The following is a 14661-nucleotide window of genomic DNA, read 5'->3' as shown; positions in this document are numbered from 1 at the left end:
GGCGGTTGCGCTGCTGCCATCGGTGGCGATCACGCGAACGCTGATCGCGCCCACGTCGCCGTTGGCCGGCGTGCCGCTGAAGCTGCGCGTGGCCGCATCGAAGCTCAACCAGCTCGGCAGCGCCGAGCCGTCGGCCAGCGTCGCTTCGTAGCTGAGCGTGTCGCCCGCGTCGACGTCGCTGAAGGTGTTCGACGGCACCGTGAAGCTGAAGGCGCTGTCTTCGGTGGCCGACTGCGCGGTGATGCCGCTGCTGGCCGGCGCGTCGTTGGTGTTGACCACCGTCAGCGTGAAGTCGCTGGACACGCTCGCGCTGCTGCCATCGGTGGCCGTCACGCGCACACTGATCGCGCCCACGTCGCCGTTGGCCGGCGTGCCGCTGAAGCTGCGCGTTGCCGAGTCGAAGTTCAGCCAGCTCGGCAACGCCGAGCCGTCGGCCAGCGTCGCGCTGTAGCTGAGCGTGTCGCCTGCGTCGACATCGCTGAAGGTGTTCGACGGCACGGTGAAGTTGAAGGCGGCGTCTTCGCTGGCCGCCTGCGCCGTCAACGCGTTGGCCACGGTGGGGGCGGCGTTCAGCGCGGTCACCACCACGTCGTTGCCACCGCCGCCCGCGTAGCCCAGCTGCAGGTCGCGGCCATCGGCGGCGGTCAAGGTGTCGCCCTCGGCGAGGCCGTCGAAGGTCTGTTCGACCGCGTCGCTGCCGTCGTTGCTGACCAGTGTGTAGGCTTCGCCGGCGGTCGCGGCATAACTGCCCAGGTCGAGCGTCAAGGTGCCGCCGTTCAGGTTGACGGTGCCTTCGACCACGACCTGGTCGTAGCCGCTGCCCGCGGTGCTGCCGCGCACCTCGGCCAGCAGCTCGGCCCCTGCGCTGAGGGTCAGCCCGTTGTGAAGCGTGAGCGTGCCGGTGCTGCCGGCGCCCAGGCCGGGTGCCAGCGTGCCGCCGGACTGCACATACACCTCGCCGTTGGCGCCGGTGGTGCCGATGCTGCCGGTGCCGGCCAACGTGGCGCCGCTGGCCACCACCACGTCGGCCGTGCCGTTCAAGGCGCCGGTGACCTGGAGCGTGCCGGCCTGCACTTGCGTGCTGCCGGTGTAGGACCCGGTGCCCGTGAGCGTGAGCACGGCGCTGCCGGTCTTGGTCAAGGTGCCGTCGCCCGACAGATCACCTGACAGCGTGGCGGCGGCCGCATCGGCCACCACGGTGCCGCCGCTGCCCACCAGGACCAGCGCGTTGTCGATCGTGGTGGCGGCCGTCAGCGTCAGCGTGCCGCCGTTCAGCGTCACTGCGCCCGAACCGAGGTTGGCATCGCCGGCCACCTTGAGCACGCCGTCGCGCACGTTGGTGGTGCCGCTGAAGCCGGTCGAATTGCCGCTGTTGGACAGGGTCAGCGCCCCGCTGCCCTGCACGGTCAGCGCGGCGCTGCCGCTGAGTGCGCCGCTCAGCATCACTGCGGCACCCGCATCGATGGTGCCGCCGCTGCCGACGAGGGTGATGGCGTTGTCGATCGCGCCAGCGCCGGTCACGCTCAGCGTGCCGCCGTTCAGCGTGACCGTGCCGGCGCCCAGGTTGGCGTCGCCGGCCACGGCCAGCGTGCCGCCACGCACCTGCGTCGTGCCGGTGTGGGCGGTGGCGTTGCCACTGTTGCCGAGCACCAGCGTGCCGCCACCCTGCTTCATCAAGGAACCGCCGCCGCTGAGCGCGCCGCTCAGCGTGACCAGGCCGCCGGCCACGGTGATCGACGCGTCGTTCACCAGGGCCACGGCGTTGTTGATCGTCGTCGCGGCGGTGACCGAGAGGTGGCCGCCGTTCAGCGTCAACGTGCCCGCGCCGAGCTGGGCATCGTCGGCCACGGCCAGCGTGCCGCCGCGCACCGTGGTGGCGCCGCTGAAGCCGCTGGCATTGGTGGTGTTGGTCAGCGTGAGTGTGCCGCCGCCCCGCTTGTCGAGCAGGCCGGTGCCGGTGAGCGCGCCGCTCAGGGTCAGGGCATCGGCGTTGTTGAGCACCGCGCCACCGCTGCCGACCACGATGTTGTTGTCGATCGTGCCCGCCGCGCTGACCTCCAGCGTCCCGCCGTTCAGCGTCAGTGCGCCGCTGCCGAGGTTGGCATCCCCGGCGACAGCCAACGTGCCCGCACTGACCGCGGTGGTGCCGCTGAAGCCGCTGGCGTTGGCGCTGCTGCTCAGCGTCAGCGTGCCGCTGCCGGTCTTGCTCAGTGCGCCGCTGCCGGACAGCGCGCCGGACAGCGCAGCCGCCGCATCGGCCTGCACGGTGGCGCCGCTGGCGCCGATCGTGATGCTGTTGTCGATGGTCGTGGCGCCGGTCAGCACCAGCGTGCCGCCATTGAGCGTGAGCGCGCCGCTGCCGAGGTTGGCATCGGACGCCACGCTCAGTGCGCCTGCCGTCACGGCCAGGGTGCCGGTGTGGGTCTGCATGCCCGTCAGGGTCAGCGTGCCGCTGCCGAGCTTGGTCAGCCCGCCGCTGCCGGACAGCACGCCGGACAGCGTGACGGCCGCATCGGCCTGCACCGTCGCCGCGCCATTCACCGCAACGTTGTTGTCGATGGTGCCCGCGCCGGTGATGGCCAGCGTGCCGCCGTTGAGGCTCACGGTGCCGCTGCCGAGGTTGGCATCGCCCGCCACGCGCAGCGTGCCTGCAGCGAGCGTGGTGGTGCCGGTGTAGGTGTTGCTGCCGCCGAGCTCGAGGGCAGTGCCGCCGCCGGAGGCGTAGGCGTTCACCGTCAGGTTGCGCGCGCCGCCGCTTTCGCTGATCACGCCGCTGAAGGTGATGGTGCCGCTGCCCGAGGTCGGGGCGCCGGTGCGCAGCATGGCGTTGCCCAGCAGCACGATGTCGTTGGCGAAGGTGCGGCTGTCGCCGGCGACGGCGAGCGTGGCGCCGGCGGCCAGGTTGATCTGGCCGCTGCCCAGCGTGCCGCTACCGACGGCGGCCACCAGGCCGGAGCCGGTCGAGGACACGGTGAGATCGCCGGTGAGGCCGCTGGCCTGGCTCAGGTAGATCTGGCTGTCGCTGGCCTCGAGGCCGAGCGCGCCGCTGCCGCTCATCGCGCCGTTGAAGCTCAGCACCACCCCGGCGCTGCTGTTGGTGGCGTCGATGCTGGACGAACCGTTCACCTGGACCTGCTGCGCGAGCGTGAACGTGCTGCTGGCGCCGATGGCCAGCGTGCCGCCGGCAAGCTCGATCGTGCCGCCGCCGATCTGGCCGGCCGCGCTGACCGCCACCGTGCCGCCGGTCACGCCGAGGCTCCAGCTGCTGGCGCTGTTCCCGGTGTTGGCCAGGCTGAGCGTGCCGGCCCCGCTCTTGTTGAAGTCGCCGGTGCCGCTGATCAGGCCCGAAAGCGTGGCCGTCAGGCCGCTGCCGATGGCGACGGTGCCGCTGCCGGCGCCGACCACGAGGCCGTTGTCGATGGTGGTGGCACCGGTGAGGCTCAGCGTGCCGCCGTTCAGCGTGAGGGTGCCGCTGCCGAGCTGCGCATCGCCGGCCACCGCGAGCGTGCCGCCGCTCACCGTGGTACCGCCGCTGTGGGCACTGGTGCCCGACAAGGTCAGCTGGCCACTGCCGGTCTTGGTGAGTTCGCCGCTGCCCGACACGGTGCCAGCGGCCGTCCAGTCGGCCGAGCCGCCGAGCGCGCCGCCGGGGTTGCCCACCGCGATCGCGTTGTCGATCACGGTGGCACTGGTCACGTCGAGCGTGCCGCCGTCGAGCGTCAAGGTGCCGGTGCCCAGCATGCTGTCGCTGGCCACGGACAGCGTGCCGCCGCTGACTGTGGTGCCGCCGTTGTGCCAGTTGACGTTGTCGGTACTGTCCAGCACCAGGGTGCCTGCGCCGGCCTTGGTCAGCAGGCTGCCGCCGTTGAGCGTGGTCGTCAGCGTGGCGGTGTCACCGCTGTCGTTGGTGATGACGAAACTGCCGCCCAGGCGCAGTTGCTGGCCGGTCACGGTCAGGCCGTTGGCCTGGCCGAGATCCAGCGCGTCGCCGCTGCCGGCGTTGACACTGCTGCCCAGCGTGATGGTGCTGTCGTCGGCGAGCACCACGTAGATCGTGTCGGCACCGCCTTGTGCATTGCCGCGCGCCAGCGCTTCGCGCAGGCTGAAGCCGTCGGCCGCGTCGCCGCCCGCATCGTCGTTGCTCTGGTCGACGTAGATCGAGGCGCAGGTGAGCGTGACGTCGCTGTCGATGCTGGCCCCCATGCTGTCGCTCAGCGCGAGGCGCAAGGTGGCGTTGCCGTAGGGCGTGTCATTGCGGTAGCTGACGTGGCGCATCACGTCTTGCACCAGCGCGGTGGTGGCCGCGGTGCCGCTGCCGGTGAAGTTGATCGTCAGCACGCCGCCGGTGCTGGTGAAGGTGGCGAAGGTCAGCCCGCCCGACTGCAGGTTGCCGCCGCTGACGGTGAACCCGGCGCCGGTGAGGTCGAAGCCGAGCACGTCGTTGGCGCTCGGGTCCGCCGAGCCGGCGGTCACGCGCTGCACCGTCAGGCTGCCGCCGTCCCAGTCGGCCAGGTCGTCTTCGGCGTCGCTGACCACGGCGTCGCCGCCGGCGTCGAGCAGCACCGTGCTGCCAGGCGTGTACGCCGTGGTGTCGCCGTCGAGGCCGGTCACGACCGGCGCGCTGTTGCTCGGCGCAGTCAGCGTGAAGTCGTTGCCGTCGCCGCCCACGTAGCTGGCCGTCAGCACCGTGCCGTTGCCGGTGGCGGTGAGCGTGCCGCCCTCGGGCAGGCCGTCGAAGGTGTTGCCGATGGCGTCACCGCCGTCGTTGTCGATCAGCGTGTGGCTGTCGGCCAGGCCCGGCGTGTAGCCGTGGGTGACGGCCAGCAGCGGCAGGTTGCTGCCGGCGCCCAGCGTGACGCTGCCGTTGACCACCACCTGGTCGTAGTCGGTGCCGGCGGTGGTGCCATTGATGTCGGCCTGCAGGATGGCCCCGGTGTCCATGCTCAGGTTGGCGTTGAGGGTCAGCGTGCCGGCCCCGCCGCTGCCCGGCGCGAGGATGCCGCCGCTGGCGACCGTCACGCTGCTGGCGGTGATGGTGCCGGTGCCGGCCAGCGTGGCGCCGGCGCTGACAGCCACCGCGTTGGTGGCGGCCAGCGAGCCGGTCAGCACCAGCGTGCCGGCCTGGATGTTCGTGTCGCCGCTGTGGGCGCTGGTGCCCGACAGCGTCAGCGTGGCGCTGCCGGTCTTGACGAGATCGCCGCCGCCGCTGATGGAGCCTTCCAGCGTGGCCGCCGCGTTCGCCTGCACGGTGCCGTGGCTGACCCCCAGGCCGATGGCGTTGTCCACCGTGGTGGCGCCGGTCAGGGTCAGCGTGCCGCCATTGAGCGTGACGGTGCCGGTGGTCAGGTTGCCGTCGGACGCGATCGACAGCGCCCCGCCGCCATTTACCAGCAAGGCCGCGCTGCTGCCGCTGTTGTCGCCGCTCAGCGTCCAGGTGCCGGTGCCGGTCTTCTGCACGTCGCCGCTGCCGGTCAGCGCGCCGGAAAACGTGGTCGAGGAGTTGGCGGCGCCCACGCTGAGGATGTTGGCGCCAAAGGCCGCGGTGCCCGCGCCGCTCAACGAGCCGAGCGACAGATGCGCGACGCTCGAAGACAGCGTGGCGCCCGAGGCCACGGTGACCGCGCTGTTGCTGCCGACGGTGCCGCCGCCGCCGATGGCGAGCGTGCCGGCCGAGACGCTCGTCGAGCCGGTGTAGGTGTTGGCGCCGGAAAGGGTGAACGTGCCGCTGCCGGTCTTGGAGATGCCGCTCGAGCCGCTCGACGAGATGACGCCGGAAAACGTCGTACTGGTGTTGTCGCCACCCAGCGTCAGGCGGTACCCCAGCACCACGTTGCCACTGCCGGACAGCGAGCCGATGGTTTCATTGCCCCCCGCGAGCGTCAGCGTCGTGCCCGCACCGAGCACGAGGGCCGCGGTGTCGCCGATCGCGCTGCCGCCGGACACGGTCAAGCCACCGGCCGAGACGGTGATGGCGCCGCTGTAGGTGTTGCTGCCGCTCAAGGTGAGCGTGCTAGCGCCCGTCTTGGCGAGCGCGCCGGTGCCGCTGACGGTGCCGCTCAACGTGGCGTTGGCGCTCGCGCTCAAGGTGGACGAAGCCAGCACGCTGACGGCGTTGTCGATCGTCGTCACGCCGGCCAGGGCCAGCGTGCCGCCTGCCAGCGTCAGCGTGCCGGTGGAAAGGTTGTCGTCGGCGCTCACGCTCAGCGTGCCGGCGGTGACGGTCATGTCGCCGCTCAGGCCGGCCTCATTGCTGGTGTTCGACAGCGCCAGCGTGCCGGCGTCGGTCTTGTTCAGGGCGGCGCTGCCGTTCAGAGCGCCGCTGATCGTCAGCGTGGCGCCGCTGGCGGCGCTGATGTCGGCGTCGCCCGCGAGCGTGATGTTGCCGCTCAGCGTGCTGCTGCCGCTGACCAGGTGCAGCGCCCCGTATTCGACGGAGCTGACCGATTTGCCGGTGCCGGTGATGCTGAACGCCTCGTCGACGGCCAGGCCGCCGGCGATGCGCGCGGTGGCGCCGCTGGCCACCGTGGTGGCGCCGCCGGTCGTGCCCAACGCGTTGGCATGGGAGACCAGCAGCGTGCCGGCCGAGACGGTGGTGGCGCCGGTGTAGGCGTTGTTGCCGCTGAGTTCCAGGATGGCGGCGGTCGTCTTGGTCAGGCTGCCGCTGCCGGAGATCACGCCGGACAGCGTGACCTGCGTCGCGCCCCCGCCGCCGGAGATCTCGAAGGTGCCCCCGCTCGCGCCGAGCGTGATGGCGTTGTCGACGGTGAAGCTGCCGCTGCCGACGGCATTGGCGAGCTTGCCGCCGTCGAGCGTCAACGTGCCCGACGACAGGTGGTCGTCGCTGCCCACCCGCAGCGTGCCGCCGGTGACGGTGATGTCGCCCGACATGCCACCTTCGTTGCTGGTGCTCGACAGCGCCAGCGTGCCGGCGCCGGCCTTGCTCAACGAGCCGCTGCCGGCCAGCGCACTGGCCATGCTGACGGTACCGCTGGCATTGGTGAAGCCCAGCGTGGTGGCGGCGCCGAGCGTGATGGTGCTGCCGCTGAAGGTCAGGCCGTTGGCCGAATCGGCATTCAGCGTCAGGCTCTCGGCGATCGACAGGTTGCCGGCCAGCGTCATGCTGGTGTTGAACGCGCTGGAGAGGATCAGCGTCTGGCTGCCGGTGGCGTCGGCCGCGGCGATGCCCACCGCCTCGCTGAAGCTCACGCCGTCGGCGGCGTCGATGCTGGCGGTGTCGGTGGTGTTGGTGACGTAGATGGTGTCGCTGGTCACGGTCACGTCGGCGGTGGCGCTCGAATAGCCGTCGTCCAGCGTGAAGCGGATGCCGGCGTCGCCGGCCGGCGTGTCGCTGCGGTAGGTCACGCGCTGCATCACGTCCTGCACCAGCGCGGTGGTGGCCGCTGTGCCGCTGCTGGTGAAGGTGATGGTCAGCACGCCGCCAGTGTTGGTGTAGGTGGCGAAGGTCAGGCCGCCCGACTGCAGGTTGGCGCCGCTGACGGTGAAGAGCGCGCCCGAGGTGTTGAAGCCCAGGACATCGGCCGAGACCGCGGTACCGGGCCGGCTGACGGTCATCGTGGCGCTGGCCCAGTCGCCGTTGCCGCTGTTGAGCGCGCTGAATTCGCTGTCGGCGACCGTGCCGTTGTCGCCGAGGTCGAGCACCACGGTGCTGCCGACGCCGGCCCAGGCGACGCTGTCGCCCCCGACGTTGCCGATGGTCGGCGCGGCGTCGATCACGATGGCCTTGTTGGCGCCGAGCGAGCCGGCGGCGCCGGGGCTGGCCAGCGTCAACGTGGCATCGTTGCCCGAGCTGTCGCGGATGCTGCCGCCGTTGAGCGTCAGCGCGCTGGTGCTCAGGTAGTCGAGGTCGGCGCTGGTGTCACCGGCCTGCACGGTGTAGCTGAAGGTCAGCGTGTTGCTGCCCGAGCCGCTGCTGTAGTTGACCACCCGGTCGGTGCTGCCGGTTTCCAGCGTCAGCTGCGGCGTGCCGCTCACCGTGACGGTGTCGTCGAAGGTGACGGTGATGTCGATCGTCTGGCCGGCGACGTAGTGGTCGTTGGTATCGGGCGAGCTGACCGAGGTGACCGCGGGCGCCTGCGTGTCGATCGCGTAGTTGCTGGAGTCGGCGGTGCCGGTGCCGGCGTTCGACGTGGCCACGCTGGTCACGCCGCTCATGTCGACCGTGATGACGTTGGTGGCATCGGTGACGGACGCGTTCGGCGTGAAGGTAGCCGTCCAGGTGATGCCACCATCGCTGGAGCCGAGGCCGGTGATCGCGCCGTTGGGCACGGTCAGGTCAGCCGTGGTGAAGCCGGTGACGGCCTCGGAGAAGACGAAGGTGACCGGCGAGGTTTCGCCGACCTTGAGGTTGCTGTCGGTGAAGGTGGCCGAGCTCAGCGTGGGGGCCGCGCTGACCGGGTTGTCGAACACGAAATCGTTGAAGCCACCCCAGATGTGGCCACCGCTGGCGCCGCCGCTGGCGGTGATCCTGACTTCGTCGATGTTGCCGAAATCGGCCGACAGGTTGACGGTCTTCACGTAGTCGCCGGACTGCGAGACCGTGAACTGCTGGTCGCTCCCGACTTGCACACCGTTGTCGTAGGCCTTCACCGTCCATGTGGCGCCGACCGCGTTGAAATCGGCGAAGAAGAAGCTGGTGAACTTGAAGTTCTCGCCGGCGGAACTCTTGATGATGAGTTCATCCGCCGCGCCACTGAAGCTGCCTTCGGCCAGCACCGGGTACGCCGTGACGTTGGGCACGAAGTTGTACGCCACGACCGTCGATACCGCGTTGTGCGCCGCATCGGCGAAGTAGATGTCGTATTCGATGCCGGCGATGTCACTCGAGCCGCCTTCACCGTCGGTGAACACCGTGCCGTAGTCGGTGAAGTCCGATTGCCCGCTGGAACTGACCGTGCCGGCCACATTGACCAGGATGTCGCGGTAGGCTCCGGGCGCGAGGGTGTCGGTTTCGATCTGGCCGACCGCACTTTCCAGCACCCAGTCGCCGCCCTTGTCAGCAGCGCCGGTGAGGTTGGTCGACGCCGCGACATCGGCGCCGGTCTCGGCGGCCAGGTGGCGGATGAAGCTCACGCCTTCGGCGCCGGCCGTCACGTTGCAGCCGTACAGCAGCAGGTCGCCGCCGGCCGACAGCGCGCCGCCCAGGGTCGCGAGGTCAGCGGCACGTGCCGCCTGCGACGCGGCATCGAGCTTGAGCGAGCCCAACCACACTTCGCCGTCCGAGCCGTGGCTCATGATGTGAATCGCGTCGAGATCGCTGCGGCCTTGCAGCGCCGCCAGCATCTGGCTCAGGCCGTCCTGCCGGGGGTCGAGCAGCACCACTTCGGCGCCGGCCGTCACACCGTCACGCAGCGTCTGCCAGCCGATGATGGCGGTGTCGATGAAGACGATCTCCTGGCGGTCGGGCGGCGCCGGCGGGCAGGCCGCCGCGGCGGGTGCGATGTCCAGGCCCGTCCCGGCCGCCGTCACCGTCTTGTCGGGCCTGGCAACCGCCGCCGGGGCTGACCACCGGGCCGCGGCTTCCGCCAGCACTGCGCCGTGGCTGGTGTCGGCCCCTGCCGCCGTGTCGGCGTGCGCGGCGGCCGCCGCCTCCACCACAGTGGTCACGGCCGCCGCATCGAACATCAGCCGCGGTTCCAGCACCAGCGGTCGCAGCGACGAGCGTTGCGCACCGGCGGCCGGGGCCGGACCCCGCCCGGCCGCGCGGCGGCTGCCCGAGACCCGCTTGCCGCAGGACTGCGCCACTTCGGCGACGGCCACGAAGGTGCGGGTGACTTCGTTCCAGATGCTGCGGTAGACGTGGTTCATCTCAAGCGGCTCCCAACCGTAGCCTCGGGGCCCGGTGTCTTTTGTTGGCGCTGAAAAGCGCAAGACCGCGGCATGCCTGAAGCGCCGCGGTCCATGTTCACGAGGGTGGTGGTGTCAACGCGCCGGCGGTGCGACCAGCACCCGCCCGCTCATGCCGGCCACGAGATCGGGAAATCGGCCACGGATGGCGCCGACGAACTTGACGGACTGACTCACCGGATCGACCTTGGCCGCCGTGCGCACGATGGTCGCCGGGTAGCTGCGGCCGGTTTCGTCGATGCGGATCTCGAACGCCGAGTTGACCTTCAGGAACGCCATCCATCTCGACGGCGCGATGAACTCCAGCTCCAGCGTGCTGTCGTCGATGATCTCCAGCAGCGGCTGGCCGGGCTGCACGTACTGCTGTTCGCGCACGCGCTGCTCGGATACGCGGCCCGCGAACGGCGCGGCCACGTGGCACTTACCCAGCATCACGGTGTTGAACGACACGTCGGCGCGGGCCTTCGCGGCTTCCGTCTGGGCCAGTTCCAGCTCCAGCTTGCCGGCCGAGTTCAGCTCGGAAAGCCGGGTGGTGGACTTCAGCGTCGCGTCGGCCGCGTCCTGCATCGCCTTGGCCTTCTGCAGCTGGGACTGCTGCAGCGAGCAGTCGAACTGCACCAGCGTCTGGCCGGCCTTGAAGTAGCCGCCCTCCGGAACGGGCAGCGACCGGATCTTCGCGCCCACTTCGGCAGCCAGCGTGGTGTAGCGCTTCGGAGTCAGCTGCGCGCGGATCTCGCGCTCGGCCGCAACGCTCGCCCCAACGGGGTTGACCTGCATCGGGGCGACGGCCACCTGCACGGGCTTGGGCTCGGCCGCTGGCGCCACGGCGGGCAGCAGCAGGCTCAGCAACAGGCTGGCGGCAGCAACGATCGAGCGCGGCATCGCGCGGCATGGGGACATGAGGAACCTCTTGGTCGACGACGCGGCGCGTCGGTGGCGGCGGATGGCGGCGTTGGGGCTTCAGGCCGGCGGCCCGGTCCGCACGTCGGTGGCCCGCGGCGTCGTGGCCTTGGCGGTGGCCGGTGCCGGGGTCGCTTGCGCCCCCGCGTGCGGCGGCGTGGCCGGCCCGTCGGCATCGGGCGCCTTCGGCACCGTGCCAGCCTCCCAGGCCTGCAATGCCGCGGTGACGCGGGCGGCCAGTTCGTCGATCGGCAGGCTGTCGGCCCCCGCGAGCGCCGGCTCCAGCCCCAGCGAGGCCTGCAGCTTGGACGCCGCGGCCTGGGCGTTCGACAGCGTCTGGTAGCGGCGCAGCTGCGACAAGATGGCGGTGGTCTGCTGCGCCACGCGCTCGAGCTGGGTCTGGCGCGCGGCCGCTTCCTGGTTGGCCACGTGCTGCGCGATGCGGGCATCGACCTGCGCGATGCTGTCGGCGCGTTCGTACTGGCGCATGGCGTTGGCGTACTGCAACCGTGCCACGTGCAACTGCGACAACACCGCCATCTGCGTGCTCATGCGCTTCTGGTCGGCCAGCTTCACGCCGGCCTCGGCCATCTGCTTCTGCAACGGCACCTGCAGCAGGCCCAGCAGGTTCAGCGACAGCTGCAGACCGATCTCGTTCCAGGACTGGTTGATCAGGTAACGGTCGTCGGAGTTGCGCACTGCATAGTTGAACGACAGGCCGGGGAACATGCGCAGCATCGTGCGGCGCGTTTCCAGCCGCGCGATGCGGGCGTTGTAGACGCTCTCGCGCAGCTCGGCGTTCTGCGCCAGCGCCTGCTCCTCGAGTTGCTCGACCGGCATCTGCAACCAGGCCGTGTTCAGCGCGGTGCTCGGCTCCACCACGGTCAGCGCCACATCGCGCGGCGCGTTGATCAACTGCGCGAGCTCGATGCGCGCCGTCGACAGCTCCTGGTCGACGAGTTCCAGCAGGCGCAGGTTCTCGAGCAACTGGCGCTGGTAGCGCAGCGGCTCCAGCGGCGAGCGCAGGCCTTCGGCCTCGATCTTCCGCGCATCGGCGAGTGCGGCCTCACCCAGCTGCGTCGCCTGCTTCAGTTCGCCGGCCAGCTTCTGCGCCGCGGCGACGCGCCAGAAGGCGGTCCGCACGTCCTGCACCAGCAGGTGCAGCGCGCGCCGGCTGCGCTCGGTGGCGATCAGGTAGCGGTCGGCGCTCTGCTTGGCGGCGTAGTAGCTCTGCCCGAAGTCGAGCAGGCTCCAGGAGAACGTCAGGTCGGTGGTGGTGGCCTCGCGGCTGGACGAGATGGTCTGGCCACCGATCACGTTGCCCGTCGACAGATCCCGGCTCAGCGTGAGCAGGTCGTTGCTGCGGTCGCGGTAGCCGGCCGAGGCCACCAGCCGGGGCAGCATGTCGTAGCGCGCCGCGCCCATGCCGTCGAAGGCCAGCGCCTCTTCCATGCGGCGCACGCGGCGGTCGGCGTTGTACTTGATCGCCCGGGCGATCGCATCTTCCACCCGCAGCGGGCCGGTCAGCGGCACCACGTCGCGCTGCAGCGCGAGCCGGTCCGCGCTGGCGATCCCGGTCACCTCCTTGGGTGTCACCGGCTGCGGCTTGAGTGAAGAGCATGCCGCCACGGACAGGCTTGCGGCGACGAGGGCCAAGAGCTTGAAGCACGAACGCATTTGTTTGAATCCCTGTAAGTGGGGCCCGCACGAGGGACCTGCTACGCAGACCGCACCATCGACCTATGTTGATCGACATCCAAGCCCACGTTGAAGTAAACAACGGTACAAAGGCCGCCTTCGCGCTGCTTTCCGAATGCCTGCGGCGGCTTGCGTCCTGGCCCGCAGAAGGCGACGATCATTCCTCAGCGGCCCCAAACTGGCGATGACGTCTCCCATGCTCGCTCTTTTGCCTCAGCAGATTGCCCCCCCGACCCCGGCCCAGGCCGAACTGACCGAACGCTGGTTGACCCCGCTGGGCGACGCGCTGCAGGCCTACTGCCGCACGCTGCGTGCAGAAACCGACACGGTGCTCGCGCCACAGCTGCCCAGCGCCGCCGGCAAGCCCTATCCCTACGGCCGCTGCGAAGAGATCACCCAGCACCTGTATGGCCGCCTGCAGGAGCGGCTGCGCCAGCCAGCCCACCCGGTGGAACTGGCGCTGCAAGGGTTCGCGGCGGCGGGGGGCCTGCTGCGGTCGGTCTGGGGCGTGCTGCGCGAGCAGTACTTCCAGAACGCGCTGCAGATGGGCACGCTGTACGTGGACGTCTCCAACGACACCGTGGTCGTCACCAAGCCGCCGGTGGAGATCCTGCCGATGGAGGCGTCAGGGCTGGTGGCCGTGCGCGACCTGGCGCACTTTCGTCAGACCGCCGAGCGCTACTGGGCCGCGACGCTGTACGCCAACCACTTGGTGCCGTCGCTGGCGCCGCTGCTGCCGCTGGTGTCGGTCAGCCCGGGGCGGCTGCGGCCGGGGCTGCAGTCGGCCTGCGACTACATGATCGAGCTGATGCGGCGCGATGATTTCCAGCAGGCCGAGGCCTGGCTGCGCGACGGCCCGCCCCCGCCGCCTGACCTGCGCCTGGCGCGGCTGCCGGCCGACCTGCGACCGTGGACCACCGACCCGCGCCAGGAGGCGGTGCTGGCCTGCCAGCGCGCCCGCGCCGCCGGTGCCTCGATCGACCCGCACTGGCGCCATGCGCGCGTCAGCGACTACCTGCGCCTGCTGCGCGACCCCGCCGCCCAGACGCTCGGCTGATCCGCACGAACTCACCCTGAGGCCTCCGCCCTGACCGCGAACCCCGTACAGTTGCCAGCTCTCGTCAGACCCGGTTCTTTCGTTTGCAGGAGGCGTTCATGGGGTTCAAGGTGGGCATCGTCGGTGCGACCGGCATGGTGGGTGAAGCGGTCCGGCGCATCCTGGTCGAGCGCCGATTCCCCGCCGATGCAGTGCGCTTCTTTGCCTCGGCCCGATCGGCCGGCCACCAACTGCCGTGGAAGGGCGGCATGGTGACCGTGGAGGATGCGGCCACCGCCGACGCGCACGGGCTGGACGTCGTGATCTTCTCGGCCGGCGCCGCGACCTCGCGCGAGCTGGCACCGAAGTTCGCGGCGTCCGGCGCGGTGGTGATCGACAACTCGTCGGCCTGGCGCATGGACCCCGACGTGCCGCTGGTGGTGAGCGAAGTCAACCCGCAGGCGATCGGCACGCGGCCCAAGGGGATCATCGCCAATCCGAACTGCACGACGATGGCGGCGATGCCGGTGCTGAAGCCGCTCGATGTCGAGGCGGGCCTGGTGCGCCTGGTCGCGTCGACCTACCAGGCCGTGTCCGGCGGCGGGCAGCGCGGTGTGGATGCGCTGGCCGCCGAGGTCGACGCGGTGGCCGGGCGTTCGCAAGCGCTGGCTGTGGATGGCGCCGCGCTCGACTTCCCGGCGCCCCGCAAGTTCGCCCGCACCGTCGCCTTCAACGTGCTGCCGTTTGCCGGCGCCTACGACGGCGACGAGGGCTGGACCGATGAAGAACTCAAGTTCACCAACGAAAGCCGCAAGATCCTCGGGCTGCCGCAGTTGAAGGTGGCAGGCACGTGCGTGCGGGTGCCGGTGTACACCGGTCATTCGCTGTCGCTGAATGCCGAGTTCTCGCGCCCGTTGAGCGTGGAACGCGCCAAGCAACTGCTGGCCACGGCACCTGGCGTCGTGCTGGACGACATTCCGACCCCGCTGCAGGCCGCGGGCCGTGACGCGAGCTACGTCGGCCGCATCCGCCGCGACCCCACCGTGGCTCATGGCCTGGTGCTGTTCGTGTCCAACGACAACCTGCGCAAAGGTGCCGCGCTCAACGCGGTGCAGATCGCCGAGCTGGTGGCGCAGGAATTGCGCTGAGCGGAGGCACGCACC

Annotated in this window: 5 protein-coding genes; 2 read left to right on the top strand and 3 right to left on the bottom strand. The window is 70.6% G+C overall.

Annotation, left to right across the window (positions count from 1 at the left end; translation table 11 throughout):
- The 3 genes from VFY73_RS21520 to VFY73_RS21510 form a co-directional block, all read right to left on the bottom strand.
- Window positions 1–9825 (bottom strand): autotransporter-associated beta strand repeat-containing protein (locus VFY73_RS21520; RefSeq protein WP_329722649.1); only part of this gene is annotated, 9825 nt, incomplete at its 3' end.
- 114 nt (window positions 9826–9939) lie between these two features.
- Window positions 9940–10764, bottom strand: a complete 825-nt coding sequence (locus tag VFY73_RS21515) for an efflux RND transporter periplasmic adaptor subunit (protein WP_329722647.1) — start codon at window positions 10762–10764, stop codon at window positions 9940–9942.
- Window positions 10765–10824: 60 nt separating this feature from the next.
- Window positions 10825–12441, bottom strand: a complete 1617-nt coding sequence (locus tag VFY73_RS21510; RefSeq protein ID WP_329722645.1) for a TolC family protein — start codon at window positions 12439–12441, stop codon at window positions 10825–10827.
- A gap of 217 nt (window positions 12442–12658) precedes the next feature.
- Between VFY73_RS21510 and VFY73_RS21505 the strand changes: the two genes are divergently transcribed.
- Together VFY73_RS21505 and VFY73_RS21500 are read left to right on the top strand one after the other, a co-directional pair.
- Window positions 12659–13519, top strand: a complete 861-nt coding sequence (locus VFY73_RS21505; RefSeq protein WP_329722643.1) for a hypothetical protein — start codon at window positions 12659–12661, stop codon at window positions 13517–13519.
- Between the two features lie 98 nt (window positions 13520–13617).
- A complete protein-coding gene (locus tag VFY73_RS21500) occupies window positions 13618–14646 on the top strand; it encodes an aspartate-semialdehyde dehydrogenase (RefSeq protein WP_329722641.1) in 1029 nt (342 codons plus the stop codon).
- Window positions 14647–14661: the final 15 nt, after the last annotated feature.

It is taken from the genome of Ideonella sp., assembly GCF_036277275.1.
GTDB lineage: Bacteria > Pseudomonadota > Gammaproteobacteria > Burkholderiales > Burkholderiaceae_C > Ideonella.
The sequence above is the reverse complement of the archived record's forward strand: the minus strand, read 5'-3'. Positions and strand labels throughout refer to the sequence as shown.

Bases quoted from the DNA above. Each gene is read 5' to 3' on its own strand.
- VFY73_RS21515 (WP_329722647.1), bottom strand. From the start codon at position 10,764: ATGTCCCCATGCCGCGCGATGCCGCGCTCGATCGTTGCTGCCGCCAGC.
- VFY73_RS21510 (WP_329722645.1), bottom strand. From the start codon at position 12,441: ATGCGTTCGTGCTTCAAGCTCTTGGCCCTCGTCGCCGCAAGCCTGTCC.
- VFY73_RS21505 (WP_329722643.1), top strand. From the start codon at position 12,659: ATGCTCGCTCTTTTGCCTCAGCAGATTGCCCCCCCGACCCCGGCCCAG.
- VFY73_RS21500 (WP_329722641.1), top strand. From the start codon at position 13,618: ATGGGGTTCAAGGTGGGCATCGTCGGTGCGACCGGCATGGTGGGTGAA.